At 61.7% G+C, this 25,861-nt stretch carries 26 protein-coding genes; 14 read left to right on the forward strand and 12 right to left on the reverse strand.

Features of this window, described 5'->3' with window-relative positions:
• Window positions 1-71: 71 nt before the first annotated feature.
• Window positions 72-1,220: a DNA-processing protein DprA gene (gene dprA / locus HJ536_RS12985; protein WP_177158022.1), complete on the reverse strand. Its 1,149-nt coding sequence runs from the start codon at window positions 1,218-1,220 to the stop codon at window positions 72-74.
• 76 nt (window positions 1,221-1,296) lie between these two features.
• Window positions 1,297-2,718: a metalloprotease TldD gene (tldD, locus tag HJ536_RS12990; protein ID WP_177158023.1), complete on the reverse strand. Its 1,422-nt coding sequence runs from the start codon at window positions 2,716-2,718 to the stop codon at window positions 1,297-1,299.
• A 183-nt stretch (window positions 2,719-2,901) separates the two neighbouring features.
• Here tldD and coxB point away from each other — a divergent pair, with 183 nt between their 5' ends.
• The 11 genes from coxB (at window position 2,902) to HJ536_RS13045 (ending at window position 12,257) form a co-directional block, all read left to right on the forward strand.
• Window positions 2,902-3,738 carry a cytochrome c oxidase subunit II gene (gene coxB, locus HJ536_RS12995; protein WP_177158024.1) on the forward strand — a complete coding sequence of 279 codons (837 nt, stop codon included), beginning with the start codon at window positions 2,902-2,904 and terminating at the stop codon, window positions 3,736-3,738.
• 95 nt (window positions 3,739-3,833) lie between these two features.
• Window positions 3,834-4,775: a heme o synthase gene (gene cyoE / locus HJ536_RS13000; protein ID WP_177158025.1), complete on the forward strand. Its 942-nt coding sequence runs from the start codon at window positions 3,834-3,836 to the stop codon at window positions 4,773-4,775.
• Window positions 4,772-4,966 carry a hypothetical protein gene (locus HJ536_RS13005; RefSeq protein ID WP_176855093.1) on the forward strand — a complete coding sequence of 65 codons (195 nt, stop codon included), beginning with the start codon at window positions 4,772-4,774 and terminating at the stop codon, window positions 4,964-4,966. The genes cyoE and HJ536_RS13005 overlap by 4 nt, the downstream gene beginning before the upstream one ends.
• Complete coding sequence (locus tag HJ536_RS13010; RefSeq protein WP_176855094.1) at window positions 4,966-5,541, forward strand: cytochrome c oxidase assembly protein; 576 nt, start codon at window positions 4,966-4,968, stop codon at window positions 5,539-5,541. Before HJ536_RS13005 ends, HJ536_RS13010 begins: the two co-directional genes overlap by 1 nt.
• 22 nt (window positions 5,542-5,563) lie before the next feature.
• Window positions 5,564-6,355, forward strand: a complete 792-nt coding sequence (locus HJ536_RS13015) for a cytochrome c oxidase subunit 3 (protein ID WP_176855095.1) — start codon at window positions 5,564-5,566, stop codon at window positions 6,353-6,355.
• A 97-nt stretch (window positions 6,356-6,452) separates the two neighbouring features.
• Window positions 6,453-7,139, forward strand: a complete 687-nt coding sequence (locus HJ536_RS13020; RefSeq protein WP_176855096.1) for an SURF1 family protein — start codon at window positions 6,453-6,455, stop codon at window positions 7,137-7,139.
• Window positions 7,139-8,524: a threonine synthase gene (gene thrC, locus HJ536_RS13025; protein WP_176855122.1), complete on the forward strand. Its 1,386-nt coding sequence runs from the start codon at window positions 7,139-7,141 to the stop codon at window positions 8,522-8,524. Before HJ536_RS13020 ends, thrC begins: the two co-directional genes overlap by 1 nt.
• Window positions 8,521-9,783, forward strand: coding sequence for a M16 family metallopeptidase (locus HJ536_RS13030; protein ID WP_177158026.1), 1,263 nt, complete (start codon window positions 8,521-8,523; stop codon window positions 9,781-9,783). Before thrC ends, HJ536_RS13030 begins: the two co-directional genes overlap by 4 nt.
• On the forward strand, window positions 9,784-10,371 hold the full coding sequence (locus HJ536_RS13035) for a GNAT family N-acetyltransferase (RefSeq protein ID WP_176855098.1): 588 nt from the start codon (window positions 9,784-9,786) through the stop codon (window positions 10,369-10,371). It begins immediately after the preceding gene.
• Window positions 10,372-10,482: 111 nt separating this feature from the next.
• On the forward strand, window positions 10,483-11,889 hold the full coding sequence (locus tag HJ536_RS13040; protein WP_177158027.1) for an FAD-binding oxidoreductase: 1,407 nt from the start codon (window positions 10,483-10,485) through the stop codon (window positions 11,887-11,889).
• Window positions 11,890-11,954: 65 nt separating this feature from the next.
• Window positions 11,955-12,257, forward strand: coding sequence for a hypothetical protein (locus tag HJ536_RS13045; RefSeq protein ID WP_177158028.1), 303 nt, complete (start codon window positions 11,955-11,957; stop codon window positions 12,255-12,257).
• 13 nt (window positions 12,258-12,270) lie between these two features.
• On the opposite strand, the gene HJ536_RS13050 is transcribed toward HJ536_RS13045, so the two are convergent.
• From HJ536_RS13050 to HJ536_RS13065, 4 genes are all read right to left on the reverse strand, one after another.
• The gene (locus HJ536_RS13050) at window positions 12,271-12,615 is read right to left on the reverse strand and encodes a nuclear transport factor 2 family protein (protein WP_177158029.1); all 345 of its coding nucleotides are present in this window, start codon (window positions 12,613-12,615) and stop codon (window positions 12,271-12,273) included.
• Window positions 12,616-12,617: 2 nt separating this feature from the next.
• Window positions 12,618-13,148, reverse strand: coding sequence for an adenine phosphoribosyltransferase (locus tag HJ536_RS13055; RefSeq protein ID WP_176855102.1), 531 nt, complete (start codon window positions 13,146-13,148; stop codon window positions 12,618-12,620).
• Window positions 13,145-14,026: an S-methyl-5'-thioadenosine phosphorylase gene (locus tag HJ536_RS13060; protein WP_194245700.1), complete on the reverse strand. Its 882-nt coding sequence runs from the start codon at window positions 14,024-14,026 to the stop codon at window positions 13,145-13,147. Before HJ536_RS13060 ends, HJ536_RS13055 begins: the two co-directional genes overlap by 4 nt.
• A gap of 72 nt (window positions 14,027-14,098) precedes the next feature.
• Window positions 14,099-14,704, reverse strand: coding sequence for a flavin reductase family protein (locus tag HJ536_RS13065; protein WP_177158030.1), 606 nt, complete (start codon window positions 14,702-14,704; stop codon window positions 14,099-14,101).
• A gap of 48 nt (window positions 14,705-14,752) precedes the next feature.
• Here HJ536_RS13065 and HJ536_RS13070 point away from each other — a divergent pair, with 48 nt between their 5' ends.
• Window positions 14,753-15,265 carry a GNAT family N-acetyltransferase gene (locus HJ536_RS13070; protein WP_177158031.1) on the forward strand — a complete coding sequence of 171 codons (513 nt, stop codon included), beginning with the start codon at window positions 14,753-14,755 and terminating at the stop codon, window positions 15,263-15,265.
• 52 nt (window positions 15,266-15,317) lie between these two features.
• Here the strand turns inward: HJ536_RS13070 and ptsP are convergent, their stop codons facing one another.
• From ptsP to HJ536_RS13090, 4 genes are all read right to left on the reverse strand, one after another.
• On the reverse strand, window positions 15,318-17,576 hold the full coding sequence (gene ptsP / locus HJ536_RS13075) for a phosphoenolpyruvate--protein phosphotransferase (RefSeq protein WP_176855105.1): 2,259 nt from the start codon (window positions 17,574-17,576) through the stop codon (window positions 15,318-15,320).
• An 8-nt stretch (window positions 17,577-17,584) separates the two neighbouring features.
• Window positions 17,585-18,823 carry an aspartate kinase gene (locus HJ536_RS13080; protein WP_176855106.1) on the reverse strand — a complete coding sequence of 413 codons (1,239 nt, stop codon included), beginning with the start codon at window positions 18,821-18,823 and terminating at the stop codon, window positions 17,585-17,587.
• A gap of 63 nt (window positions 18,824-18,886) precedes the next feature.
• On the reverse strand, window positions 18,887-19,531 hold the full coding sequence (locus tag HJ536_RS13085) for an SDR family NAD(P)-dependent oxidoreductase (RefSeq protein WP_177158032.1): 645 nt from the start codon (window positions 19,529-19,531) through the stop codon (window positions 18,887-18,889).
• Entirely contained in the window at window positions 19,531-19,992 is a 462-nt protein-coding gene (locus HJ536_RS13090; protein WP_177158033.1) for a DUF1178 family protein, read from the reverse strand. The genes HJ536_RS13085 and HJ536_RS13090 overlap by 1 nt, the downstream gene beginning before the upstream one ends.
• 233 nt (window positions 19,993-20,225) lie before the next feature.
• On the opposite strand from HJ536_RS13090, the gene HJ536_RS13095 reads away from it, so the two are divergent.
• Together HJ536_RS13095 and HJ536_RS13100 are read left to right on the forward strand one after the other, a co-directional pair.
• On the forward strand, window positions 20,226-20,753 hold the full coding sequence (locus HJ536_RS13095) for a glutathione peroxidase (RefSeq protein WP_176855109.1): 528 nt from the start codon (window positions 20,226-20,228) through the stop codon (window positions 20,751-20,753).
• A gap of 5 nt (window positions 20,754-20,758) precedes the next feature.
• Entirely contained in the window at window positions 20,759-21,892 is a 1,134-nt protein-coding gene (locus HJ536_RS13100; RefSeq protein WP_177158034.1) for an acetoin utilization protein AcuC, read from the forward strand.
• Window positions 21,893-21,896: 4 nt separating this feature from the next.
• Here HJ536_RS13100 and HJ536_RS13105 read toward each other — a convergent pair whose 3' ends face one another.
• Together HJ536_RS13105 and HJ536_RS13110 are read right to left on the reverse strand one after the other, a co-directional pair.
• A complete protein-coding gene (locus HJ536_RS13105) occupies window positions 21,897-24,290 on the reverse strand; it encodes a nidogen-like domain-containing protein (RefSeq protein ID WP_177158035.1) in 2,394 nt (797 codons plus the stop codon).
• Between the two features lie 158 nt (window positions 24,291-24,448).
• Window positions 24,449-25,702: a 3-deoxy-D-manno-octulosonic acid transferase gene (locus tag HJ536_RS13110; protein WP_177158036.1), complete on the reverse strand. Its 1,254-nt coding sequence runs from the start codon at window positions 25,700-25,702 to the stop codon at window positions 24,449-24,451.
• Window positions 25,703-25,861 lie beyond the last annotated feature (159 nt).

Raw genomic sequence — 25,861 nt, forward strand, 5'->3', positions numbered from 1 at the left:
TGGCGGCGCAAGATGTGGGGTTCAAGAGGGTAATGTCAATCTTTGCGGGAAACTTCCGGCAATCCGGAAGGTCATGAACGCCGTGCGAGAAGGCCACCGGGGTGGCGCAGAATCTCTCCTTCAAGCTCTAGTTGGACCAGAGCGGGGGTGATGTGATGGGCGGGTTCCGCCATGTCGCGGATCAGCTGATCCTCGGCCACTGGCGAGGGGCCAAGCCGGTTCAGGATCTGGCGGTGCAGGGCAAAGGTGGATTCGCGCGAACGCTTGTCAGGCACTGGTTTTTCTGGCGCGGGCGGTGGGCCAAGGGGAAAATCCTGCTGGCCGGACAAGGGGGATAGTGCCTCGATCACGTCTTGGGCCCCGCGTACCAGAATCGCCCCGTCGCGGATCAGCATGTTGCACCCCGAAGCGCGGGCGTCGAACGGGTGGCCGGGGACCGCCAGAACCTCTCTGCCCAGATCGAGGGCATTTCGCGCTGTGATCAGGCTGCCCGATTTTGCAGCAGCTTCGACGACGACCAGCGCCTGCGCCAGACCGGCGATGATTCTATTGCGTGCGGGAAAGTGCCGCGCCGTCGGGGTCGCGCCCATGGGGGCTTCGGACAGGCGCAGGCCCTGTTTGGCGATGTTCGCGGCGATGGTTGCGTTTTCCTGCGGATATATAATGTCTACACCGCCGCCCATCACGCCGATGGTTCCGGTGGTCAGGCTGGCCTCGTGCGCGGCGGCGTCGATCCCGCGGGCCAGACCCGAGACGACGATATATCCCGCCTCTCCTAATTCTTGCGCCAGTTTGCGCGCCATCCGCACCCCGAGGCTGGAGGCATTGCGCGCCCCAACCAGTGCCACCATTGGTTTGTCCATCTGGGTCGTGTCGCCCATCGCCCATAGGATCGGAGGCGGGTCGCCCAAATCCAGCAGGGCAGGGGGATAGCTTGGGGAGCCGATGCAAATCATCTGTGCGCCAGCCTTACGGGCGGCTTTGAGTTCCGCCTTGGCGACATCAACGGGGCAGGGGGCATAGTCGGTCACGCCAGCGCTTGCGGCGATCTGGGGTAGGGCCAACAGCGCAGCCTCTGCACTGCCGTGTTCCTGCAGCAATCTGTAAAAGGTCGCGATACCAACGCGACGAGAGCGCAAGAGGCGAAGCCATGACACCCGCTCGTCTTCCGTGGTGGGTGGGAGTGGGTGGGGACTGGAAGAGTGAGTGTGGTGGGGCATCATGTCTCCGCCGTCTTGCGGAATCAGGATTACCCCACAGAGGGTTAAGCAGCGGTTAAGGCTAACGAGAATTTACTCAGATCGCCGAACCGCCGATGGTGAGGCCACCGATCAGCAGGCTGGGTTGGCCAACGCCAACGGGGACCCACTGGCCTTGCTTGCCGCAGTTGCCCATGCCGGGGTCCAGCTGCATGTCGTTGCCGATGCCGCGAATGTTCTTCAGCGCGGTGGCCCCGTCACCGATCAGGGTCGCGCCCTTGATGGGGGCACCGACAACGCCATTGGTCACGCGGTAGGCCTCGGTGCAGGAGAACACGAACTTACCGTTGGTGATGTCCACCTGACCGCCGCCAAAGCCCACGGCGTAGATGCCGTCCTTCATGCTGGCGACCAGATCACCGGGGGCGGCAGTCCCGCCCAACATATATGTGTTGGTCATGCGGGGCATAGGGATGTGGGCATAGCTTTCGCGGCGGCCGTTGCCCGTGGGTTTGACCCCCATCAAGCGGGCGTTCTGACGGTCTTGCATGTAGCCGACCAGAATGCCGTCCTCGATCAGGACGTTTTTCGCGCCCGGAGTGCCCTCGTCATCAATGGTGATGCTGCCGCGGCGGTCGGGGATGGTGCCATCGTCCAGAACGGTGACGCCTTTGGCGGCGACCTGCTGGCCCATCAGACCGGCAAAGGCGCTGGTGCCCTTGCGGTTAAAGTCGCCCTCCAGGCCGTGACCCACAGCTTCGTGCAGCAGAATGCCCGGCCAGCCCGGCCCAAGCACGATGTCCATAACGCCCGCGGGCGCAGGCACCGCATCAAGGTTCACGATGGCCACGCGCAACGCTTCGTCGGCGACGGATTTCCAGTGGGCCGGCGTGGTGATCCGCGCCAGATCATGACGCCCGCCACCGCCGGCACTGCCGGATTCGCGACGGCCGTTCTGTTCAACGATGACGCTGATGTTAATGCGCACCATCGGGCGGATGTCGGACATCGAATGCCCCTCGGGGCGCAGAATCTCGACCTCTTGCAAGGACGCGGCAAGGCTCGCGGTCACCTGAACCACCCGTTTGTCGGCGGCGCGCAGATAGGCGTCGATCTCCTTGAGCAGGTCCACGCGGGTGGCAAAGGCCATTTCCTCGACGGGGTCCATGTCACCATAGAGCTTCAGGTTGGTGCCTTCGGGGGGCAGGGCAAGGGTGCCGCCGCCGTCACCAACCGCCAGACGCGCGGTTTCGCCTGCACGCGACATAGCCGATTCTGTTATTTCTGTGGAATGTGCGTAACCAGCGACCTCGCCGCGAACAGCCCGTAGACCGAATCCCTCGCTTGCGTCATAGGATGCTGTACGCAACCGACCATCGTCGTAGGCCACCACTTCAGAGCGCCGACGCTCCAGAAAAAGCTCTCCGTCGTCGGCCCCGTCAACCGCTGCACGCAATTGGCGCAGGGCAGTTTCGCGTTCAATTAGGGTCTCGAATGGGCGGAAAGTGTCGGTTGACATGGGTGCTCCTGATGGACGGTCTTTGATTTGGATCAAAAAAGCGTCCGTTTGACGCGGTTCGCTATCTTGTTCCGACGTGAAGAATATGGTTTTTGCAAGACTGAACACAATGGATTCCGGGTCGATTGCCTGTCAGTCACCCGCAACAATGCGCGCAATGCCGAATAACGATCAGGGTGTAATATGCGACTTCTGACCAAATTGCTGGCCGCTATGGCCCTTCTTCCGCTTCCCGCACTGGCCCAGGATGGGCTGGCTGTAGGTAAACCCCATCCCCAAGGCGTTGGTTTCCAGACCGCAGCCACCGAGCTGTCGCGTGACATCCACTGGCTGGATAGCATGATCCTCGTGATCATCACCGCCATCGTGCTGTTCGTGATGGCGCTGATGGCGTTCATCATCATTCGCTTCAACTCGAAGACCAACCCCAAGCCGGCGACCTTTACCCACAACTCGCCGCTGGAAATCGCATGGACCATCGTTCCGATCGTGATTCTGGTTTTCATCGGGACCTTCTCGCTGCCCGTTCTTTTCAAGCAGCAGGAAATCCCCGAGGGTGATATCACCATCAAAGTCACCGGTTACCAGTGGTACTGGGGCTACGAATACGTGAACGAAGGCTTCGGCTTCGAAAGCTTCCTGCTGGCCAAAGAAGAGCTGGCAGACAACGGCTACGCCGAAGACGAGTACCTGCTGGCCACCGACACCGCAGTTGTCGTGCCCGTTGGCAAAACCGTTGTGATGCAGGTCACCGGTGCGGACGTGATCCACAGCTGGGCAATGCCTGCCTTTGGTGTGAAACAGGACGCCGTTCCCGGCCGTCTGGCAGAACTGTGGTTCAAAGCAGAAAAAGAAGGCACCTTCTTTGGTCAGTGCTCGGAACTGTGCGGCAAAGACCACGCCTACATGCCGATCACCATCAAAGTCGTGAGCGAAGAAGCCTATGCTGAGTGGCTGGCTGGCGCGAAAGAAGAGTATGCGGGCATCCCGCAGGCCTTCCAGGTCGCATCTGCTCAGTAATCTGATTAACGGGGCCCGCCTGACCTGACCGCTTGCGGAAGGGAAGGGCGGGCCTCGGTCCACCTAGAAACCTCAGCCATCGAGACGGAACCGCCATGAGCGATACCAGCTTTGACAGCCAGACCACCGAGGCCAGCTTTGGCGATTACTTCGCCCTGCTGAAACCGCGGGTGATGTCGCTTGTTGTGTTCACGGCGCTGGTCGGCCTGTTGGTCGCACCGGGGTCGGTCCATCCCGTCGAAGGCTTTGCGTCGATTCTGTTTATCGCATTGGGCGGCGGTGCTTCGGGCGCGCTGAACATGTGGTTCGACGCGGATATCGACCGCATCATGAAGCGGACCCAGAAACGACCGATCCCCGCTGGCAAGGTCACGCCCGACGAGGCGTTCGCCATCGGTATCGCGCTGTCGTTCTTTTCGGTCATCATGCTGTGGCTGGCGTCGAATATCGTCGCTGCGGGCCTCTTGGCCTTTACCATCTTCTTCTATGTCGTGATCTACACGATGTGGCTCAAGCGCTCGACCCCGCAGAACATCGTGATCGGTGGTGCGGCAGGTGCCTTCCCTCCGATGATCGGCTGGGCCGTGGCAACGGGCGGCGTGTCCATCGAATCGATCATGATGTTCGCGATCACCTTCTTCTGGACCCCGCCGCACTTCTGGGCGCTGGCACTGTTCATGAAGTCGGATTACTCGGACGCCAAGGTGCCGATGCTGACCGTGACCCACGGTCGCCGCAACACCCGCATCCAGATTTTCGCCTACACTGTTCTGCTGGCCGCACTGGCCGTGGGCATGTCCTTTACCGCGCTGAACGGTCCCGTCTTCCTGACCGCCGCGGTTGTTCTGAACCTGCTGTTCATCAAGGGCGCCTGGACCATCCTGCGCCGCACCGAAGAGCAGGCCGAGGCGGATAACTATGCCGCCGAGAAATCGTTCTTCAAACTTTCGCTCCTCTACCTGTTCCTGCATTTCGGCGCGATTCTGGCCGACGCGGTTCTGGTACGTATGGGCATCACATTCGGTGGCTGGGTATGAGCTCGTTCCGTCCTGATCATGAACTGCACCAGCGTCGCCGCGGCCGGAACATCGGCATGCTGGCTGTGCTGCTGGGCTTTGTCGCGTTGGTCTTTATGCTGACCGTCGTCAAGGTGCAGAACGGTGGCAAGGTCGAGGCCTTTGACCACACCGCGCGTCCGTCGCTGACCGTCCCCGAGGGGCAGAAGTAATGGATCGCAAGCAGAAAACTCTGGTCAGATTGGTGTCCGTGGTTGTGACCATGGGTGCGCTGGCTTGGGCTGCGGTCCCCTTCTATGACCTGTTCTGCCGCGTTACCGGCTTTGGCGGCGTGACGCAGGTGGCCGAGACGGAATCGGACACGATTCTGGACCAGACCATCAAAATCAAATTCGACGCTTCTCTGGAACGCGGCATGCCTTGGGAATTCAAACCCATGCAGCGCGAGATGGAGCTGCGCATCGGCGAAACCGGACTGGCCTTCTATGAGGCTTATAACCCCACCGATCACGTGGTGGCCGGAACTGCCAGCTACAACGTCGCGCCGTTTTCGGCAGGCGGGTACTTTATCAAGATCGAATGCTTCTGCTTTACCGAGCAGGTGCTTCAACCGGGTGAGCGGGTCGAAATGCCGGTTACCTTCTACGTCGACCCCGAGATTGTGACGGACCCCGAGGCGAAGTTCGCCAAGCACATCACACTCTCGTACACCTTCCACGAAATGGATCTTGCCGATACTGATTATCAGGCGGCACTCAAGACCGAAAAAACAACAGAAATTAACTAAGCCTTCCAACGAGGGATACGCCATGGCACACGCTAAAAACCACGACTATCACGTTCTGCCCCCATCGATCTGGCCCTTCCTGGGTGCGGTCGCCGGCTTCATCATGCTGTTCGGCGCTGTCCTCTGGATGAAAGAAAGCGGCCCCTGGATGTTCGCTATCGGCTTCGTTGGCGTTCTCTACGTCATGTTCGGCTGGTGGTCGGACACCGTTTCGGAAAACTTCGCGGGTGACCACACCCCCGTTGTCCGCATCGGTCTGCGCTACGGCTTCATCCTGTTCATCATGTCCGAAGTCATGTTCTTCGCCGCATGGTTCTGGACCTTCTTCAAGCACGCGCTGTACCCCATGCCTGCAGTTGGCGGCGTATGGCCCCCTGAAGGCATCGAGACCTTTGATCCCTGGCACCTGCCGCTGATCAACACCCTGATCCTGCTGTGCTCGGGCGCGGCTTGCACCTGGGCGCACCACGCTCTGGTTCACGAAAACAACCGCAAAGACATCAAATCGGGCCTGCTGCTGGCAGTTCTGCTGGGTGCGATCTTCACCGTGTTCCAGGCCTACGAATACAGCCACGCGACCTTTGGCTTTGCTGGCAACATCTACGGTGCGTCGTTCTTCATGGCGACCGGTTTCCACGGCTTCCACGTGATCGTCGGCACCATCTTCCTGCTGGTCTGCCTGCTGCGCACCATGCGCGGCCACTTCACCCCCGAGAACCACGTCGGTTTCGAGGCGGCAGCTTGGTACTGGCACTTCGTTGACGTTGTATGGCTGTTCCTGTTCGCAGCGATCTACATCTGGGGCAGCGCATAATCGCATCGCTTCAGTTGCCGGTTGAAAATCCAGCCACAACGAATATCACCACAAGGTGCGCGATATGCGCACCTTGTTTGCGTTTGAAAGGCCCGTAATGCGTCGTTCCCTACTTCTGATCCCGATCGGCATTGTGGTTGCCGTGATCCTGCTCGGGCTTGGTAAATGGCAGATGGACCGTCTGGCTTGGAAAACCCGGATGCTCGCCGATATCGAGGCGCACATCACCCAAGCTCCCGTTGCCGTTCCCGTGAACCCCGACCCTGTGCGCGACCGCTATTTGCCGGTTACCGCCAGCGGCACGATCACCGAGGATGAGCTGCACGTGCTGGCGTCTGCCCGCGGGCAGGGGGCTGGCTACCGCATCATCACCGCGTTCGAGACCGACGAAGGCCGCCGCCTGATGCTGGACCGCGGCTTTGTCGCGATCGAGGCCAAGACAGACACCCGCCCCGCGCACCACGCCACCGTTGTCGCGAACCTGCACTGGCCGGACGAACGCAACGGTTCGACCCCCGATAACGACGTGGCGCGGAACGATTGGTTCTCGCGGGACATTTTACAGATGGCGCAGGCCCTGAACGCCGAGCCGATCCTGCTGGTCCTGCGCTCCAGCGACGAAACAGAGCCCCGTGTGACCCCTTGGCCGGTGGACACCTCGGGCATTCCGAACAATCACCTTGAATACGCCGTAACGTGGTTCAGTTTCGCTGCGATCTGGATTATCGGCATTGGATACCTCCTGTGGCGCGACCGCAGGGCAAATGATGAAAGGCCCGAATGATGCAATACATCTCGACCCGTGGCTCTGCGCCGACGCTGACCTTTGACGAGGCGATGCTGACAGGCCTCGCCCGCGATGGTGGTCTCTACGTTCCTGCCGAGATCCCCACCATGAAGGCCGAAGACATCGCCGCGCTGGCGGGCCTGCCCTACGAAGAAGTCGCGTTCCGCGTGATGCGCCCCTATCTGGGCACCGCCTTCACCGACGACGAATTCCGCGGCATCATCGAGCGCGCCTATGCCGGTTTCGGCCATGACGCCCGCGCCCCGCTGAAGCAACTCGCGCCCGGTCACTTCCTGTGTGAACTGTTCCACGGCCCGACCTTGGCGTTCAAAGACTTTGCCATGCAGCTGATCGGTCAGCTGTTCGAGTTTGAACTCAAGCGCCGTGGCAGCCGCGTGACTATCGTTGGTGCGACCTCGGGCGATACCGGCTCTGCCGCGATCGAGGCGTTCCGTGGTCTGGACGCGGTGGACGTGTTCATCCTGTTCCCCCACGGCCGCGTGTCCGAAGTGCAGCGCCGCCAGATGACCACCCCGTCGGAAAGCAACGTGCACGCGCTGGCGCTGGATGGTCACTTTGATGACTGTCAGGCCCGCGTCAAAGACATGTTCAATGACTTCGAGTTCCGCGATGGCGTGAAGCTGGCTGGCGTGAACAGCATCAATTGGGCCCGCGTTCTGGCGCAGGTGGTCTACTACTTCACCTCGGCGGTTGCTCTGGGCGCGCCCTATCGCAAAGTCAGCTTCACCGTGCCGACCGGCAACTTTGGCGACATCTTCGCGGGCTACATCGCAAAGCGTATGGGCCTGCCAATCGACCGTCTGGTGGTCGCGACCAACCAGAACGACATCCTGCACCGCTGCCTGTCGACCAGCGAATACATGGTTGATGGTGTGATCCCTTCGATCAGCCCGTCGATGGACATTCAAGTTTCGTCGAACTTTGAGCGCGCACTGTTTGATGCCTATGGCCGTGACGGTGCCGCCGTGTCCCAGTTGATGGACGAACTGAAAGCCGGCGGTTTCAAGGTGTCCCAAGGCGCCCTGCAAACCCTGCGCGAAAACTTCGACAGCGGCCGCTGTTCCGAAGAGGAAACGCTGGCCACCATTACCCGCACCCTGAAGCATTCTGCCGAACTGCTGTGTCCCCACAGCGCGGTTGGCGTGCATGTTGCAGAGCAGCACATGGGCGATAGCCCGATGGTCACTCTGGCGACTGCGCACCCCGCGAAATTCCCCGATGCGGTCGAGAAAGCAACCGGCATTCGTCCGGGCCTTCCCCCGCGCATGGCGGACCTGTATGAGCGTTCGGAGCGCGTCACCCGCGTTGCCAACGACCTTTCGGCGATCGAAACCATTATCAAGGATCGGATCCACCTTTGACCGTTCAGACGCATACCCTTTCCAACGGCTTCCGCATTGTGACGGAGCATATGCCCGGGCTCGAATCCGCTGCGATCGGGATCTGGGTCGGTGCCGGTGCGCGCCACGAAAGGGTAGAGCAGAACGGCATTGCCCACTTCCTTGAGCACATGGCGTTCAAGGGCACCCAGCGCCGCACGGCGCTGGAAATCGCCGAAGTGATCGAGGATGTGGGCGGGTACATCAACGCCTACACCTCGCGCGAGGTGACGGCCTATTATGCCCGCGTTCTGGCCAATGACGTGCCGCTGGCGCTGGACGTGATCGCGGACATCCTGCTGAACCCGACCTTCGACGAGAACGAGATCGAGGTCGAGCGCGGCGTGATCTTGCAAGAGATCGGTCAGGCGCTGGACACCCCCGACGACGTGATCTTTGACTGGCTTCAGGAAGAGGCCTATCCCGATCAGCCCTTGGGCCGGACCATCCTGGGCCCGACCGAGCGTGTGCGGTCCTTTAACCGTGCGGACCTGTCGGGTTTTGTCAGCGAACACTACGGGCCGGGTCAGATGATTCTGTCTGCCGCCGGTGCTGTGGATCACGATGCGATCGTCCGCGAATGCGAGGCCCTGTTTGGCCACATGACCCCGCGCCCGATCCTGACCGAGGTTGCTGCCAGCTTCCGCGGCGGTGAGCGCCGCGAGATCAAGGCGCTGGAGCAGGCGCACTTTACGCTGGCCTTCGAAAGCCCCGGCTACCGCGCCAACAATTTCTATACCGCGCAGATCTATGCGAACGCGCTGGGGGGCGGCATGTCCTCTCGTCTGTTCCAGGAGATCCGTGAAAAGCGCGGGCTGTGCTACACCATCTTCAGCCAAGCAGGCGCCTATTCGGACACCGGCCTGACCACCGTCTATGCAGGCACCAGCGCCGAGCAGCTGGCCGAGCTGGCCCATGTGACCATCGACGAGATGCGCCGCATCAACGACGACCTGCGCATCGCCGAGATTGATCGCGCCCGTGCCCAGATGAAGGCGGGTATGCTGATGGGGCTGGAAAGCCCTTCGAACCGTGCTGAACGTTTGGCCCGCATGATCTCGATCTGGGGCAGGGTGCCGGATTTGTCCGAAACTGTTGAACGTATCGACGCTGTAAAGCTTGAAGATGTTCGCGAATTCGGCATCAATCTGGCAATGAACGCGCCCTCTGCGATGGCGCTTTATGGTCCGGTGGAGAAGGCTCCTTTGCTGGCCGCGCTGAAAGAGAGACTGGCCGGATAAATGTTGCTGACTAAACGGAAGTTCCGCCTAGAGACAGAGCGTATGACCCTGCGCCTGCCTGTCCATGGGGACTACCGTGCCTGGAGCAGCCTGCGGTTCGCCTGCCGTGATTTCCTGACCCCGTGGGAACCCACTTGGGCCGAAGATCACCTGAGCCGCAAAGCGTTTACCAACCGCGTCTACTGGGCCAACCGGTCCATGTCCCAGAACACTGCTTTGCCGCTGTTTCTGGTCCGGCGCGAGGATGACATGCTGCTGGGGGCGATCACGCTGGACAACATCCGGCGCGGCCCTGCGCAGATGGGCACCATCGGCTACTGGATCGGTGAACCCTTTGCCCGCCAAGGCTACATGACCGAGGCGATCGCGACGGTTGTTCACTATGCCTTCACCCGTATGGACCTGAGCCGGATCGAGGCCGCGTGCCTGCCCGAGAACACGCCCTCCCACGGGGTGCTGGAAAAATGCGGCTTCAAATACGAAGGGGTCGCGCAGGGCTACCTGCAAATCAACGGGCGTTGGCGGAACCACGTTCTGTATGCCGCCCTGCGCCACGACCGCCGCGGCAAGACCGAAGCTGGCGCATAGTTAAGATTTCCTGCTGATTTGTTCACAACTCTGCCCGAAATGTCATGGGGCAGGGTGCTTGATCCTGCCGCGGGGATGGCCCAAAAATCTGTCACCCAAGAGGAAGACACCATGACCCCTGTGACCCAGATCGAAAGCGCCCTGCGCGCTGCCTTGCCCGCCGCCGCCTTTCGTGCGTTAGAGCCCCGCTATCTGGAGGAACCGCGTGGCCGCTATCAGGGCAAAGGGGGCCTGCTGGTCGCGCCGTCCTGCACCGAAGAGGTCGCTGCAGCGGTTCGCATCGCCCATGATGCCGGTGTGCCCGTGGTGCCCTATGGGGGCGGGACTGGTCTGGTCGGCGGCCAGATCGCGCAGGAGGGGATCGAACCCCTGATCCTGTCGCTGGAGCGCATGAACAAAATCCGCGCCATTTACCCTGATGAAAACGTCTTGGTGGTCGAGGCTGGCTGCATCCTGCAAGACCTGCACACCGCCGTGGAAAAGGAAAACCGCCTGTTCCCGCTGTCGATCGCGGCCAAAGGCTCGGCCTGCATCGGGGGCAATCTGGCGACCAACGCGGGCGGTCTGAACGTGCTGCGCTATGGCAATGCGCGTGATCTGTGCTTGGGGCTCGAGGTTGTGATGCCCAACGGGGACATCTGGAACGGCCTGACCCGCCTGCGCAAGGACAACACCGGATACGATCTGCGCAACCTGATGGTCGGGTCCGAAGGCTCTCTCGGGGTGATCACCGCTGCTGCGCTGAAGCTGTTCCCGATTCCCGCCAGCGAAGGCACCGCGCTGTTCGTCGTGCCCTCGCCCGAGGCGGCGCTGAACCTCTTGGCAATGGCCCGCAGCCACATGGCCGAGGGGATCAGCGCCTTTGAACTGATGCACCGTCAGGGTTGGGATTTCCTGCGCGAAACCATGCCCGAACTGCGCTTGCCCTATGACGAGTCCCCCGAATGGAGCGTCCTGATGGATGTGGGGCTGGCCAAGGGCCTGAACCCTGCCGAGGCGCTGGAATCCCTGTTCGCCGAGGCCTTCGAGGCCGAGATTGTCACTGACGGTCTGATCGCGCAGTCCGAACAGCAGCGCATCGACCTATGGAACATCCGCGAGAATATCCCCGAGGGGAATCGACGGATCGGCTCGATCAGCAGCCACGATATTTCGGTTCCGATCAGCCGAATCCCCGAGTTTATCCGCGAAGGGAACGCCAAGATGGCCGAGATCGGCGATGTGCGCGTGAACTGCTTTGGCCACTTGGGGGACGGGAACCTGCACTACAACATCTTCCCCGCCGCTGGGAAATCGCGCCACGATTACGAACACCTGCGCAGCGCGGTGAAGGCTGGCGTGCACGATCTGGTCCACGCCTATAACGGCTCGGTCAGTGCGGAGCACGGCGTTGGCCGCCTGAAAGTCAGCGATCTGGAGAAGTACAGCGATCCGGTAAAACTGGCCGCCCTGCGCGCGATCAAACAGGCGCTGGACCCCAAGGGAATCATGAACCCCGGTGTGATTCTGCGGGCCTGAGAATCGGCTATATTCGGCGTGGGGATGCGGGCACTCTGGGCCCATATTTCGCGCCGGAGGGGTGCATGTCCGAGTCAGATGTTCTGAAGGTTCTGGTTGGCGGGGGCGCCGCGTTCTTGGCTGGGCTGAACCTGCTGATCGTCAACTTTGTTCTGCGCTATTTTCTCAGGGGCTATTTCACCCGCTCAGCCTTTCGCGGTTTGCGGGTGCGACACGAAGTGGCGAGCGAATTCATCAGCGCCGAGGTTCTGCCGGGCAGGGGCATCCTACACCGTATCGCGCAGATCCTGATGGCAACGGGGCTGACGGTCGTGATGCTGTCGGGCATCGTCTGGCTGATCTTGCGGATCATCGCCCGCAACGCCTGAACGTCAAACGCCGTTAACCCGCGTGGCAGGCGGCTGCTTGAATGACCAAACCATCCGCGCCGAAATAGAGCGTCTCTGCCGCCAGCACGCCGCGGTGGTTTTCGTAGGTGATCACCATCATCTCGTGTCCGGCAAAGACATCGCGGACAGTGAAATGCAGGTCGGGCTGTTTATCCAGCGCGGCTTGCCAATAGGCGCGCAGGGCGTTGTGCCCGCGCACCTCTCCGGTGCCGACCAGAGCCAGCGCCTTTTTCGACCGGAAGACGATGTCTGGGCTGTAGTGGGCCATGATCCGGTCCAGATCATGGCTGTTCCAACCCGCTTCCCAATCGGCAGCGAACTTTGCGGCGGGGGGCATCCTCAGTCCCCCTCAAAGGCGCAGAGGGCGTGGACCTCGATCCCCATCGCCTCGAGCCGTTTGCGGCCCCCCAGATCGGGCAGGTCCACCACAAACGCGCAGCCCGCGATCTGACCGCCAAGGCGCTCGACCAGCTTGATGCCCGCTTCGGCGGTGCCGCCGGTGGCCAGCAGGTCATCCACGATCAGGACGGTCTGACCGGCGGCGATGGCGTCGTCGTGCACTTCGACCACAGCCTCGCCGTATTCCAGCGTGTAGGCTTCGGAGATCACGGTGCCGGGCAGTTTGCCCTTTTTGCGGATCGGCACGAAACCGGTCCCCAACTGGTGCGCGACCGCCCCACCAAGGATAAATCCGCGCGCCTCAAGGCCCACCACCACGTCGATGCGGCGACCGGCATAGGGGTGCAGCAGTTGGTCCACCGCCATGCGGAACCCGCGCGGATTGCTGAACAGCGTGGTCACGTCGCGGAACATGATCCCCGGTTTCGGGAAATCGACGATGGTGCGGATGTAGTCTTGGACCTGAGTCATTTGGTGCCTTTCAGGACGCGGCCAGCGACCGCGTCGAGTTTGCTTAAAAGTTCGGCATCCCGTTTATCAGGTGCGGTCATGATGGCAAACTCTAACGCGCGGTCACAGCCGTGCGGGCAGGGGTCGCGGTCGCGGCTGATCAGAGAGGGCAGGGCGCGGACGGTGTTGCGGGCCTTTTCGCCATTGCCTTGCAGGGTCTTGATGATGTCGGTGACGCTGACCTCGCCGTGGTCGGGGTGCCAGCTATCATAGTCGGTGACCATCGCGACCGAGGCATAGCAAATCTCGGCTTCGCGGGCCAAAGCGGCCTCGGGCATGTTGGTCATGCCGATCACATCGCAGCCCCAGACTTCACGGTAGAGCTTCGATTCGCCCAAGGTGCTGAATTGCGGCCCTTCCATCGCCAGATAGGTGCCGCCGCGGTGAACGGTCGCGCCAGCGGTTGCGGCGGCTTCGGCCACGATGTCGGACAGGCGCGGGCAGGTGGGGTGGGCCAAGCTGACATGGGCCACGCAGCCCGTGCCGAAGAAGGATTTCGCCCGACCTCGGGTGCGGTCGATGTACTGGTCCACGATGACGAAATCACCGGGGGCCATTTCCTCGCGGAACGATCCCGTGGCGGACAGGCTGATGATATCCGTCACCCCCAGCCGTTTCAGGGCGTCGATATTCGCGCGGTAGGGCACGGTGGATGGGCTGTGGACGTGCCCGCGTCCGTGACGGGGCAGGAACGCCATCTTCAGCCCGTCCAGAACGCCGGTCAGAATCTGGTCCGAGGGCGCCCCCCAAGGGGTCTCGACCGTGGTCCACGCGGCGTCCTGAAGTCCGTCGATGTCATAAAGGCCGCTGCCCCCGATAATCCCGATCATGGTGTCCATGATGCCCTCCGTCTGTTGGGTTCCGCTTATGGATACGCGGGCGAGGCGGGCTTGGGAATACGGCAGGGGCGATCAGTCGTCGGGACGGGTCAGGCTGAAGACCTCTTTGATCACCGCATAATCGCGATAGCCCAGGCGGGTCAGCGGCTGGAAGCGGGTCACGTCAAAGCGGCCATCAACCAGACAGTCGTCGCGCATATGGATGCCGACCACCTCTCCGAACACCGCGAAGTTCGACTCGCCCTCCAGCTGGATGATCTGCGTCATCCGGCATTCGAGCGAGGCCGGCGCCCCCGCCACCCGGGAGACCGGAACAGTTTCGCATTCGGCGCGTTCAATTCCTGCTAGGGTGAACTCATCTGTGCCGCGATCCACCATCGCCGAGGATTTGTTCATCACATCGCGGGCGGCATATTCGACGATGTTCACGCAGAACACGCCGGTCTCGCGGATGTTGGACACGCTGTCCTTGGTATCGCCGCGGTCGGCCTTGGACGAGGTCGAGGCGAACATCACCTGTGGCGGCACATACGCGACCGCGTTGAAAAACGAATAGGGGGCCAAGTTATCATGACCATCCATATCTCGCGTCGAAATCCAGCCGATCGGGCGGGGCGTTACGATCGCATTGAACGGATTATGCGCCAATCCGTGGCCGTCCTCGGGGCGATAGAACATGAACTCCTCCTAGATGATTGCTACAGAGGTAGCGTCATGGTACCCGCCATGCCACTCGAAAAGATTGGAGGTCAGGTGTTCGATATAGCGCAGGAAAAGCCAACAGACGTCTGGGAAGTCGAAGCTTTGTACGACCTGTGCTTTGCACCGGGTCGGGAGGCTCTGTCGTCCTATCGCCTGAGGGATAACGTCCAGCGTGTTCCCGAACTTTGCCTGACTGCGCGGGATGGCGACGGCATTCTGGCCGGTGCGATCCGGTTCTGGCCGATTCTGGTCGGAAACGCGCCTGCGCTGCTGCTCGGGCCCGTGGCCGTGCACCCGACCCGTCAGGGCGAGGGCTTGGGCGGTATCCTGATGCGGGCGTCCTTGGGGCGGACCGACGAGTTGGGCTGGCCCCGCGTGATGCTGGTGGGGGACTACCCCTATTACAGCCGCTTCGGATTCGAGAAACTGACCGGCGTGGAAATGCCCCCGCCCACCAACCCCGACCGGGTTCTGGGGATCGGTGACTGGGACGGAATCACCGGCCAGGTCCGCAAATGGGGATCCAAGCTGATCTAACGCAAAAGGGCGGACCGCTGCGGTCCGCCCTTTGTGATTCTGGTGGCTGATGTCACAGCGCCTCGGCGGCCGCCGATTGGCTGAGGTACTTCATGACCGCAGGGCGGACGGTTTGTTCACCGGCCTCGCGGGCCTCGGCGATCACTTGGTACAGTTCGTCCAGATTGGTGCGGCGCAAGAGGTGCTTGACCGGACCGATGGACGCCGGACGCATGGACAAGCTGCGCAGGCCGATGGCGGCCAGACACAGCGCCTCGATCGGGCGGCCCGCGTCTTCGCCGCAGAAGGACAGCGGTGTATCGGTGGTGCGGCAGCGGTTCACGATCCCCTCAAGGAAGGACAGGAACGCCACGTTCAGCGTGTCATAGCGGCGGCGCACGCGCTCATTCTCGCGGTCGGCGGCAAAGAAGAACTGCTTCAGGTCGTTCCCGCCGATGGACACGAAATCCACCTGCTCAAAGAACGCCTGCGGGGCGAACGCCAGCGAGGGCGTCTCCAGCATGGTGCCGATCTCGATCTTCGAGGGCAGCACATGACCCAGACGTTCTTCGCGGGCCAGAGCCTTGTCCATTTCCTCACGGGCGAGGGTGAACTCGTCCATCTGCGCGATGAACGGGAACATCAGCGACAATGGCCGCCCGTTCGAGGCACGGATCAGCGCCTGAAGCTGCATCCGCAGGACGCCCGGCTTGTCCAAGCCCACACGAATCGCGCGCCAGCCAAGGGCGGGGTTCGGCTCGTCGTTGGGCTTCATGTAGGGCAGCACCTTGTCCGAGCCGATGTCCAGCGTGCGGAACACCACGCGCTGACCTTCGGCCGCGTCGATCACCCGCGCATAGAGCGAGGACAGCTCGGCCCGTTTGGGCATCTTGTTGCGGATCAGGAACTGTAGCTCGGTGCGGAACAGACCCACCCCTTCGGCACCCGAAGTGGGCAGCGAGGGCAGGTCGGCCATCAGACCGGCGTTCATGGTCAGCGAAATGCGTTTGCCACACAGGGTTTCGGCTGGCAGATCACGGATCGAGGCATAGCGTTGTTGCGCCTCGGCCTGCATCGCCATCTGGTCGCGGAACGCCTTGACCACGTTTTCATCGGGGCGCAGGTGCACGATGCCCTGATCGCCATCGACCAGCACGTGGTTCCCGTTCAGCGCCTCGGTGGTGATGTTGCTGGCGTGGACCACGAGCGGAATCGCCAGCGCACGAGCGACGATCGCGGCGTGGCTACCGACCGAGCCTTCTTCCAGAATCACGCCGCGCAGGTTGCGGCCATAGTCCAACAGCTCGGCGGGGCCGATGTTGCGGGCGACCAGAACCGGATCGGGGGGCATATCGGCCCCCGTATCACGTCCCTGACCGGTCAGGATTCGCAAAAGGCGATTCGACAGGTCGTCCAGATCGTTCAGACGTTCGCGCAGATAAGCATCGGTGGATCGGGCCATCCGCGCACGGGCGACGGACTGTTCCTTTTCCACGGCGGCTTCGGCGGACAGACCGCGGGCGATGTCCTCTTCCATGCGGCGAAGCCAGCCCTTGGAATTGGCGAACATCTTGTAGGCCTCTAGGACCTCGGTCTGATCTGCGTCCTCGCCTGCGGCGACGGTCAGCATTTCATCGACGGACATGCGCAGTTCGTCCACGGCCTTGCGGAGGCGCTCGGTCTCGGCGGCGGGGTCGTCGGAAACGGGGTTGGTCACCACAACGCGCGGTTCGTGCAGCCAGATGTGGCCTTCGGCAGCGCCTTCTTGGCCCACGGTGCCGCGGAACAAGACGGGCTGCTGGTGCAGGGCCTTCAGCGCCGCGCCATCCCCGACAAAGGCACCCAGTTCGGCCATCTCGGCCAGAACCATGGCGACCACTTCTAGGGCGTACACCTCGTCCGAGGAGAATTCGCGCGCCTCTTTAGACTGCACGACCAGAACGCCAAGGGTCTCTCCAAGGCGCTGGATCGGCACACCGAGGAAGGACGAATACGCCTCTTCGCCGGTTTCCGGCATATAGCGGAAACCCTTTTCCGAGGGGGCGTTGGCGGTGTTGACGATTTGGGTGGTGCGGGCAACGCGGCCCACAAGGCCCTCTCCCAGACGCAGACGGGTCTGGTGCACCGACTCGGCCTTCAGGCCCTCGGTGGCGCAGAGTTCCAGTGTTTCGTCGTCGCGGAAGAGGTAGATAGAACATACCTCTGTCCGCATCGAGCTTGCGATCAGATGCGTGATCTTGTCCAACCGCTCCTGACCCGCGCCGCCTTCGGCGAGCGTGTCACGCAGTCGGACAAGAAGCTTTCTGCTTTCGCTTTCGGTTCCGTCGGGCATGGTGCCCCTTAGGCTGATTTCTCCAGTTCAAAGGCATCATGCAGTGCCTGAACCGCGAGTTCCATGTATTTCCGATCGATCAGGACCGAAATCTTGATTTCCGAGGTCGCGATAACCTTGATGTTGATGCCCTCGTCCGAGAGGGTTTTGAACATCTTGGCCGCAACGCCGGGCTGGCTGCGCATACCGATGCCGACGACCGAAATCTTGGCAACGTTGGTGTCTGCGATGATCTCTTCGAAACCGATGGTGCCGGCCGCTTTGGCATCGTTCAGAGCCTTCTCGGCGCGCTTCACCTGATCGGTGGGGCAGCTGAAGGTCATGTCGGTGGTGCCTTCGTCCGAGATGTTCTGGACGATCATATCCACGTTGATGCCTGCCTCGGCCAGCGGGCCGAAGATGCCGGCTGCGATACCGGGACGGTCAGCAACCGAAACCAGAGTCATTTTTGCTTCGTCGCGGCTGTAGGCGACACCGGAGACAACTTTGTTTTCCATGATTTCCTCCTCAGCGCAGACCAGCGTACCGGCCTCGTCCGACGGTTCTTCGAAGCTGGACAGAACGCGCAGCTTCACTTTGTAACGCATTGCCAGCTCGACCGAGCGGGTCTGCAGGACCTTGGCACCAAGGCTGGCCAGTTCGAGCATTTCCTCGAACGCGATTTTGTCCAGCTTGCGGGCTTTGTCGCTGATGCGGGGGTCGGTGGTGTAGACGCCGTCCACATCGGTGTAGATGTCGCAACGCTCTGCGTCGAACGCAGCAGCAAACGCCACAGCAGTGGTGTCCGAGCCGCCACGACCCAGCGTGGTGATGCGGCCTTCGGGGCTGATGCCCTGGAAACCAGCAACAACGGCCACGCGCATGCCTTCACCGAACTTGCCCAGCAGGTTGTCGGTGGGGATCTCTTCGATCCGGGCCTGACCGTGCGCCGAAGTGGTCTTCAGCGGCACTTGCCAGCCCTGCCAGCTGCGGGCCGGGATGTCCATTTCCTGAAGAGTCAGAGCCATCAGGCCAGCGGTGACATTCTCGCCCGAGCTGACGACGGCGTCGTATTCACGCGCGTCATAAAGCGGTGAGGTCTCGTTGACCCAACCGACCAGCTCGTTTGTTTTGCCCGACATGGCACTGACGATGACAATGACATCATAGCCCTTGGCCACTTCCAGACCGACGCGTTTCGCAGCGCGGCGGATGCGGTCAAGGTTTGCGACGGACGTGCCGCCGAATTTCATCACTAGGATAGGCATAAGTACCCCCCTGTCACCTAAAGTCCGCCCGCACTTACGCGGACGGCGGCGCATTCGCAAGGGTCAGTAAGGGTGATCGCGGCCGTCCCAAGTCAGAAACTTGCCCGAAGTGGCCATGTTCAGGGCCTCAAATTGCGCGATGAGCCCGCGAGAGGACACGGTTACGTCGATTTCCGCCGATTGGGTGCCCATATCGGTGCGGACCCATCCGGGGTCGTAAATGCCTACCGCGATTCCCTCGGGGCGCAGGTCCGTTGACAGGTTGCGCCCAAGGTTCAGAACCGCCGCCTTGGAGGCACGATAGATATAGCTGCCGCCGGGTGCACGGGTATGCGACGCCATCTGCGAGGAAATGATCGCGATGCGGGCGTTTTTCGCGGCCCGCAGGTTTGGCAGCAGGTGCTGGATGGTCAGAAAGACCCCCGTGACGTTCACGTCAAAGGTCTGACGCCACATGTCCTTGGGGTAGCCATTATCCAGCGACTCGTCGGTGTCCAGATAGACCCCCGCGTTGCACACCAGCAGGTCGATCGGTTCGCCCGCCAGATGCGAGGCCAACGCCGCGTGGCTCTGGGGATCTGTGATCTCGAGCGGCATGTAGTCTATGCCGCTGCGGGCGGTGCCGAACACCTTTTCGCCGGCCTGAGTGTAATCATTGAACAATTGGTGGCCGATGCCACGGTTGGCACCGGTAATCAGAACGGTCATCAACTGGTCTTTCTGGTCGGGGTAAAGGGCAGGGGCGCGATCTGCACGCCCTCTTCGATCAGGGCCTTGGCCTCTTCGGGCTTGGCCTCGCCATAAATGGCGCGTTCGGGGGCCTCGCCGGTGTGTTGGGCGCGGGCTTCATTGGCGAAATTGCCGCCCACATAGGTAGCGTTCTTTTCGATGTGCTTGCGCATCTCGGTCAGGGCCTTTTCCACGTCGCTGGCGGGCTCCGACAATTTCGGCGCCTCTTGCGGTTGGGGGGCAGGGGTCTGAGGCTTGGGCGCGGCGGCCTTGTCCGAGGTGGTCACCCGCGGGGCCATCAGCGCCTTTTCGACCTTGGTCCCGCCGCAAATGACGCAGGACACCATGCCCGCCGCAGCAAGCTTGTCATAGGCGCTGCTGGACTGGAACCAGCTGTCAAACACATGGCCATCGGCACATTTCAGGTCGTAGCGGATCATCGGCTCTCCTCAACCGCGGTCCGGCTGAAAATATGGGTCTGACGGGCGAATGCAATATCCGGCCAACGGGTGCGCGGTCTGGTCGGATCGGATTGCGCTGCTACATAGGGTACAGGAGAAATGGCGAAAACCCGCGCAAAAATGTCCGTGATCATTCTGTGTGCGAAACTTTACGGGACTCTGCGCGTAAAGGTGGTAAGGGCAGCGTCCCGATCGCTTGGAGGAAAAGTCGAATGTTTGCCAAAGGTTGTCTTGTGTCGGTCCTGATCCTGTCCGCCGGTTCTGCTTGGGCGGGCATGGGGGCCTTTGCGTTTACGTCCATTGATGGCGGTCAAATGGATACCGCCTCGTGGGAGGGGCATCCCGTGCTGGTGGTCAACACCGCCTCGCGCTGCGGATTTACGCCCCAATACGATGATCTGCAGGCCCTGTACGAAGAATATAGCGACAAGGGGCTGGTGGTTCTGGCGGTGCCGTCCAATGACTTCCGGCAGGAGTTGAAGTCCGCCGAAGAGGTCAAGGATTTCTGCGCCGTAAACTTCGATCTGACCATGCCGATGACCGATATCTCGGTGGTGACGGGGGATCAGGCGCATCCGTTCTATAAATGGGTGGCCGAGACCACGGGCTTTACCCCCGGTTGGAACTTTAACAAGGTGCTGGTGTCCCCGCAGGGCGAGGTCGTGGCGACCTATGGTTCGGTCGTGAAACCCACCGCCCCCCAACTGGTGGCCAAGATCGAAGAGCAACTGGTCAACTAACCCCGATGAAAGACCCACGCACGGCCCCGCTGTTTATCGGGTCCGAGATTTACCGCAACTCGTCCTATGGACGGTGGCACCCCTTGCGGGTGCCGCGTGTGTCTACGGTGATGGATTTGTCGCGGGCGATGGGGTGGCTTCCGGCCGATCAATACATCACCAGCCCGCGTGCCAAGGCTGGCGCCCTGACCATCTGGCACGACCCCGACTATCTGGCGGCGCTGCAGCAGGCCGAGGCCGAGCAAACCGTCTCCCCCGAAGATGCCGAACGGTTCGGATTGGGCACCACCGCGAACCCCGTCTACCCCGAGGTCTGGCGTAGGCCCGCAACCTCGGCCGGGGCGTCCTTGCTGGCGGGGGAACTGCTGGCGCGGGGCGGGGTGATCTACTCCCCTGCGGGCGGGACCCATCACGGAATGCCCGCGCGCGCGAACGGGTTCTGCTATTTGAACGATCCGGTGCTGGCGATCCTGTCCTTGCGCCGAAGCGGGGCGCGGCGGGTGGCCTATATCGACATTGACGCCCACCATCCTGACGGGGTCGAGGTCGCGTTTGGCGATGATCCCGAGACGCTGATGATCTCGGTCCACGAGCAGAACCGCTGGCCCCGCACCGGAGCACTGACCGATGAGGGCGCAGGAACCCTCTTCAACTTGCCGGTCCCTGCGGGCCTGAACGACACCGAAATGGCCCTGATCCGCGACCGACTGATCCTGCCCGCCGTTCAGCAATTCGCCCCCGATGCCATCGTCCTGCAATGCGGGGCCGATGCGGTGACCGAGGACCCTTTGTCCCGCCTGTGCCTGTCGAACAACGCCCATTGGCGGATCGTGCGCGATCTGCTGGGGATGGCACCGCGCTATCTGGTGCTGGGAGGAGGGGGCTATAACCCTTGGTCCGTGGGGCGTCTGTGGACGGGTGTCTGGGCCAGTCTGAACGGGTTCGATGTGCCGGAGCGATTGCCAGACGCGGCCCAGCAGGTGCTGCGGGGGCTCAGCTTTTCCGGTCACCGGCTGGGGCGAAACCCGCCGCCCCATTGGTTCGACACCTTGCGGGACGTGCACCGGAACGGCGACATCCGGCCAGAGGTCACGGACCGGCTGAACCACCTGACCGCGCGGTTTGCGGTGCAGGTTTGAGGCGTCAATAGAAGGCGAAGTGATCGCTGCTCAGCTCGGCCAAGGCTACGTCAGCCAGCGTCAGTGTGTTGCCCTGATCATCGGTAATGACCACGCCGTCGTCGGTATCGACCGCGTGATGGCGGATCAGATCGGTAAAGCGCAAGATGCCCGAGGACTTCTCGATTGTGATCAGTTCGCCGCTGGTATCGACGTCGAAATCGGCGATCACGTCGTCGCCTGCGTCCATGCCAAAGACATCGGCACCGCTTCCGCCAAACAGCAGATCATCCCCGAAACTGCCGACCAAGGTATCCTGACCGGCGTTGCCGCGCAGGGTGTCATTGCCCACCCCGCCAAAGAGATCGTCGTCGCCCGTGCCGCCAACCAGTAGGTCATGCCCCGTGCCGCCGGACAAGACATCGCTGCCACCGTTGCCGCGCAGCACGTCGTCCTTGGCGCCGCCGTTCAGTGAATCGTTGCCCGCTCCGCCAAGCAGCACGTCTTTGGCATTGCCGCCGGACAGGATGTCGTCTCCGTCATGACCTGCCAATCGGTCCTGCCCACTGCCGCCGCTGAGGCTGTCATCACCGCTGCCGCCACCAAGGGTGTCATTGCCCGCCGCCCCGATCAGAGTGTCCGCGCCAACGTTTCCGCGCAGCTGGTTGTCTGCACCGTTTCCGCGAATGCGGTCGTCACCTTGGCCACCCCAAGCGTTCTCGACCCAGTTGATGACCTGTCCGTCAACGCGGACAGCGGCGGCCACGGCGATGTTGTTTTCGATCTCGCCGATCGAGGAGTACTTGCCCGCCCTGAGGTCGATGTCACTGGCGTTCGCCATATCCGACGCGTCGATCAGGTCGATGCCGCCTGCGTCCCAGATGGTCAGGATCACATCGCGGTAGATGCCGTCCTCTCCCAGCACCTGCATACCAAGGGAATTGTCGTCATTGGTGGCGTACTGGTACTCGGCCTCGTCATAGGCGCTGTTACCGTTGCCGAAATACACCGTGTTCGTGGTGCGCGTGGTGGTGTTCGCCCCATAGAGCGCCTGAATGGCCTGAATGTCCCAAACCATCGGGGTCAGGGGCCAAGCCTGATCCACGTCGTCTTCGTCCGCCTCTGACGGATGGACGATATAAGACATCACGGTCTCTTGGTTGGTGATATCGTCGTTCGAGGGATCGTCATTGGGGTGCTCCAGACCCAGCGCGTGGCCGATCTCGTGCAGATAGGTGTTCCAGCTGGTGTGCCCATAGGCTGGGGTGCCGCCGTTCTCCTGATCGGAATTGGCAGAGTTGATCCACACATCCCCGATCGACGACACCGTGTCCAAGGCCCCGTCATAGGGCAGTCCCGCGGTAAAGCCATATAGGTCCGGGTCGTCAAACTCGGCCGAGCCAAAGACGATGTCCCCCACGCTTGCCGTCGAGGTGCTGGTTGTGCCTTCGGCCGCGTAGGAGGAGCCGCGCGCCGCGATCTCGGTCGAAAGGACGCCGTCGATATAGAGGTACCCGTCGCGGAACTGATAGGTGTAGACGCCCGTGGTGCCGGTGTTGCCGGTGGCGCTGTCCAGACTGCTCAGGGCGGTCAGGCTGGCCGAATAGACGGTTTCGTACCACGTGGCCGAAGACGCAAAGCCCGCAACCGCTGCCGAAGCGGCGCCCGAGATGTCCTCGTAGGTCCAGTTAATTTCGGAGTAGTCGAAGATGATATCGAAGTCGCCGTCGCCCTGATCCACCAGCGTGATGCTAAAGGTGTTCTCGGGGGCGTCATCCTCGAGGCTGCCGGAATAGCTGGTCACGTGCCGCCATTCAAAGGTGACGGTGCCGGCCTCGACGTCGATCTCTTTGGTGATGCCCTCGGGGCCGGTCACGATATCGGTCCAGAAAGCGGCGATGATCGCGGGGGTGGCTTCGTTCAGGGTATAGGGATCGGGGGCATCGAACCCCTCGCCAAAGGTGATGCTGCCGTTCGAGTTCACGAACAGGGTCGAGGCATCCAGCGTTTCCCCGAAAATGTTCAGGCCGTCTTCGAAAACCGCAGAGATATCGACCTGAGTCGAAGTGTCGTCCGAAAAGGGCAGCACCGAGACATAGCTGCGCGCGGTAGTGTCCGCATCAACCTTGGTGCTTTCGCTGGTCTCGCCGGAATAGGCGACCAGATTGACGTTCGCGACCTCGTTCCAGGCGGCGATCGCGCGCAGGGTCATGTTCTGCTCGGCTTCGGTCATCGCAACGCTTTGGCTGGTCGAGACGTCATAGCCCGCGATGTCATAGACCTCTTGTCCGCGAAAGGTCAGGGTGTCGTAATAGTCGGGGGGCGTGTCGTCCGCGAACGAATAGGTGATCGTTCCGTCACCGTCATGCCAGCCGTCGGCATCGTTCACAAGAAGCGCGCGGTAGTTCGAATAGGCCATCGTTCAGATATCGTTCCGGAGGGCAGAGGGGCTGCGGGACCAGACTGCGAACGAGCGTGGGACTCAAAGATCCCTTAAAACTGTTGCAGAATTTAATGGTCTTTTAGCAGATTGGTCCGTTCGGGTGTATCTGAAAGTTTTAGAAAATATCTTTGTGGTTATCCCTGCGGGGCCGAGGGCAGCAAAGTAAGGATCCGCGCCACCAAGGGGGCCAGATCCGCCGTCTGACTGATCACTTGCTGCGCGGACTGGATATAGTGGTCCGGATTTTCCAGCATTGTTGCGACGGCATCGGCCAGTTCTGCCGCATTGGCCACACGGATTGCGCCCCCGCTTGTGTCCAGATCACGGTAAATGCGCTGGAAATTGCGAGAGGACCAACCGTGGATGATTCCCGTGTCATAGGCCGCAGGCTCGAACGGGGTATGACCGCCTTTGTCCACCAGCGATCCCGCCACAAACGTCGCCGCCGCCGCGCGGTACCACATGGGCATCTCGCCCATGGTATCGACCAGATAGACCTGCGTTTCGGGGGTGGGCTGCTCATCGCGGCTGCGTTGGGCACAGGTCAGGCCGCGCGCCTCTATCATCGCGCGGATTTCCGGTGCCCTTCTGGGATGACGGGGCGCAAGGATCAGCATTGGCGCGGTGTCGGAAGCGGCCAGAGTGACCTGCGCATCCAGCACCTGCTCTTCCTCTCCCTCATGGGTGGACGCTGCCAGCCAGATGGCGTGGCGCGGCTTGGGCAGGGCAGGGGGCGTAGCATCGGCGGCGCGATACAGGGATTTCAGCTCTATAATGGGTGCGAGTTGGCGTTCGCGAATGCCCAAGGCCTTGAACCGGTTGCGGGACCCCCGATCCTGAGGGGCAATCATCGAAACGCTACTGAACATCTTGGAGCGCAATCCCGGCATCCGCTTCCAGATCTTCGCGGACTTCCGAGAGATCTTGGCCGAGATCAGGCAAACCGGCAGCCCGCGCCGCGCGGTTTCAACAATCCGGTTGGGCCAGAGTTCATTCTCTAAACTGATCAGAGCGACAATACGGTGCCGAGTCAGAAAACTGTTGGTGGTCGCGCGCAGGTCCAAAGGGGCGCAATAGGCGCGAACCCCTTCGATCTGCCAACCGTTCACCATATTCCGGCCAGTCACAGTATTCGTGGTGACGACGATCCCCAAGTCAGGCCGCGCCTCTCGCAAGTCCTCGATCAGGGGCCGGGCAGAGTGCAGTTCCCCATTGCTGGCCCCATGGAGCCATATAGAGTGGCCCGTCTCGGTGGGACCCAGACCGAACCGCTGGGTCAAAGCGGCGGAATCCTCTTGGCCCCGCAGGGTTCGGACAGCGAACAGAGTCGTCAGGATTGGGGCAAGCGCCGATATCGCGATGCGGTAAGCCAGCAAGTTATGCCTCATTTCTGGTCTGTTTGGTGTCCTGTGGGGTCGGGACGGCCCCATAAAGCCCACAAGTTCATATATATGTCGAGTTTTACTCTTAAGGTGCCCTTAGCCGTCGCGGCGAACGCCTGTTTTCTTGAGAAAACGAGGCTGTTTCATCTTTTTCCGATTTTCTTG

The sequence above is a fragment of the Donghicola mangrovi genome (assembly GCF_013377535.1).
GTDB classification, from domain to species: Bacteria; Pseudomonadota; Alphaproteobacteria; order Rhodobacterales; family Rhodobacteraceae; genus Donghicola; species Donghicola mangrovi.

Excerpts from the sequence above, each read along its gene's own strand:
- dprA (WP_177158022.1), bottom strand. The coding sequence starts at position 1,220 with ATGCCCCACCACACTCACTCTTCCAGTCCCCACCCACTCCCACCCACC.
- tldD (WP_177158023.1), bottom strand. The coding sequence starts at position 2,718 with ATGTCAACCGACACTTTCCGCCCATTCGAGACCCTAATTGAACGCGAA.
- coxB (WP_177158024.1), top strand. The coding sequence starts at position 2,902 with ATGCGACTTCTGACCAAATTGCTGGCCGCTATGGCCCTTCTTCCGCTT.
- cyoE (WP_177158025.1), top strand. The coding sequence starts at position 3,834 with ATGAGCGATACCAGCTTTGACAGCCAGACCACCGAGGCCAGCTTTGGC.
- HJ536_RS13005 (WP_176855093.1), top strand. The coding sequence starts at position 4,772 with ATGAGCTCGTTCCGTCCTGATCATGAACTGCACCAGCGTCGCCGCGGC.
- HJ536_RS13010 (WP_176855094.1), top strand. The coding sequence starts at position 4,966 with ATGGATCGCAAGCAGAAAACTCTGGTCAGATTGGTGTCCGTGGTTGTG.
- HJ536_RS13015 (WP_176855095.1), top strand. The coding sequence starts at position 5,564 with ATGGCACACGCTAAAAACCACGACTATCACGTTCTGCCCCCATCGATC.
- HJ536_RS13020 (WP_176855096.1), top strand. The coding sequence starts at position 6,453 with ATGCGTCGTTCCCTACTTCTGATCCCGATCGGCATTGTGGTTGCCGTG.
- thrC (WP_176855122.1), top strand. The coding sequence starts at position 7,139 with ATGCAATACATCTCGACCCGTGGCTCTGCGCCGACGCTGACCTTTGAC.
- HJ536_RS13035 (WP_176855098.1), top strand. The coding sequence starts at position 9,784 with ATGTTGCTGACTAAACGGAAGTTCCGCCTAGAGACAGAGCGTATGACC.
- HJ536_RS13040 (WP_177158027.1), top strand. The coding sequence starts at position 10,483 with ATGACCCCTGTGACCCAGATCGAAAGCGCCCTGCGCGCTGCCTTGCCC.
- HJ536_RS13045 (WP_177158028.1), top strand. The coding sequence starts at position 11,955 with ATGTCCGAGTCAGATGTTCTGAAGGTTCTGGTTGGCGGGGGCGCCGCG.
- HJ536_RS13050 (WP_177158029.1), bottom strand. The coding sequence starts at position 12,615 with ATGCCCCCCGCCGCAAAGTTCGCTGCCGATTGGGAAGCGGGTTGGAAC.
- HJ536_RS13055 (WP_176855102.1), bottom strand. The coding sequence starts at position 13,148 with ATGACTCAGGTCCAAGACTACATCCGCACCATCGTCGATTTCCCGAAA.
- HJ536_RS13060 (WP_194245700.1), bottom strand. The coding sequence starts at position 14,026 with ATGGACACCATGATCGGGATTATCGGGGGCAGCGGCCTTTATGACATC.
- HJ536_RS13065 (WP_177158030.1), bottom strand. The coding sequence starts at position 14,704 with ATGTTCTATCGCCCCGAGGACGGCCACGGATTGGCGCATAATCCGTTC.
- HJ536_RS13070 (WP_177158031.1), top strand. The coding sequence starts at position 14,753 with ATGCCACTCGAAAAGATTGGAGGTCAGGTGTTCGATATAGCGCAGGAA.
- ptsP (WP_176855105.1), bottom strand. The coding sequence starts at position 17,576 with ATGCCCGACGGAACCGAAAGCGAAAGCAGAAAGCTTCTTGTCCGACTG.
- HJ536_RS13080 (WP_176855106.1), bottom strand. The coding sequence starts at position 18,823 with ATGCCTATCCTAGTGATGAAATTCGGCGGCACGTCCGTCGCAAACCTT.
- HJ536_RS13085 (WP_177158032.1), bottom strand. The coding sequence starts at position 19,531 with ATGACCGTTCTGATTACCGGTGCCAACCGTGGCATCGGCCACCAATTG.
- HJ536_RS13090 (WP_177158033.1), bottom strand. The coding sequence starts at position 19,992 with ATGATCCGCTACGACCTGAAATGTGCCGATGGCCATGTGTTTGACAGC.
- HJ536_RS13095 (WP_176855109.1), top strand. The coding sequence starts at position 20,226 with ATGTTTGCCAAAGGTTGTCTTGTGTCGGTCCTGATCCTGTCCGCCGGT.
- HJ536_RS13100 (WP_177158034.1), top strand. The coding sequence starts at position 20,759 with ATGAAAGACCCACGCACGGCCCCGCTGTTTATCGGGTCCGAGATTTAC.
- HJ536_RS13105 (WP_177158035.1), bottom strand. The coding sequence starts at position 24,290 with ATGGCCTATTCGAACTACCGCGCGCTTCTTGTGAACGATGCCGACGGC.
- HJ536_RS13110 (WP_177158036.1), bottom strand. The coding sequence starts at position 25,702 with ATGAGGCATAACTTGCTGGCTTACCGCATCGCGATATCGGCGCTTGCC.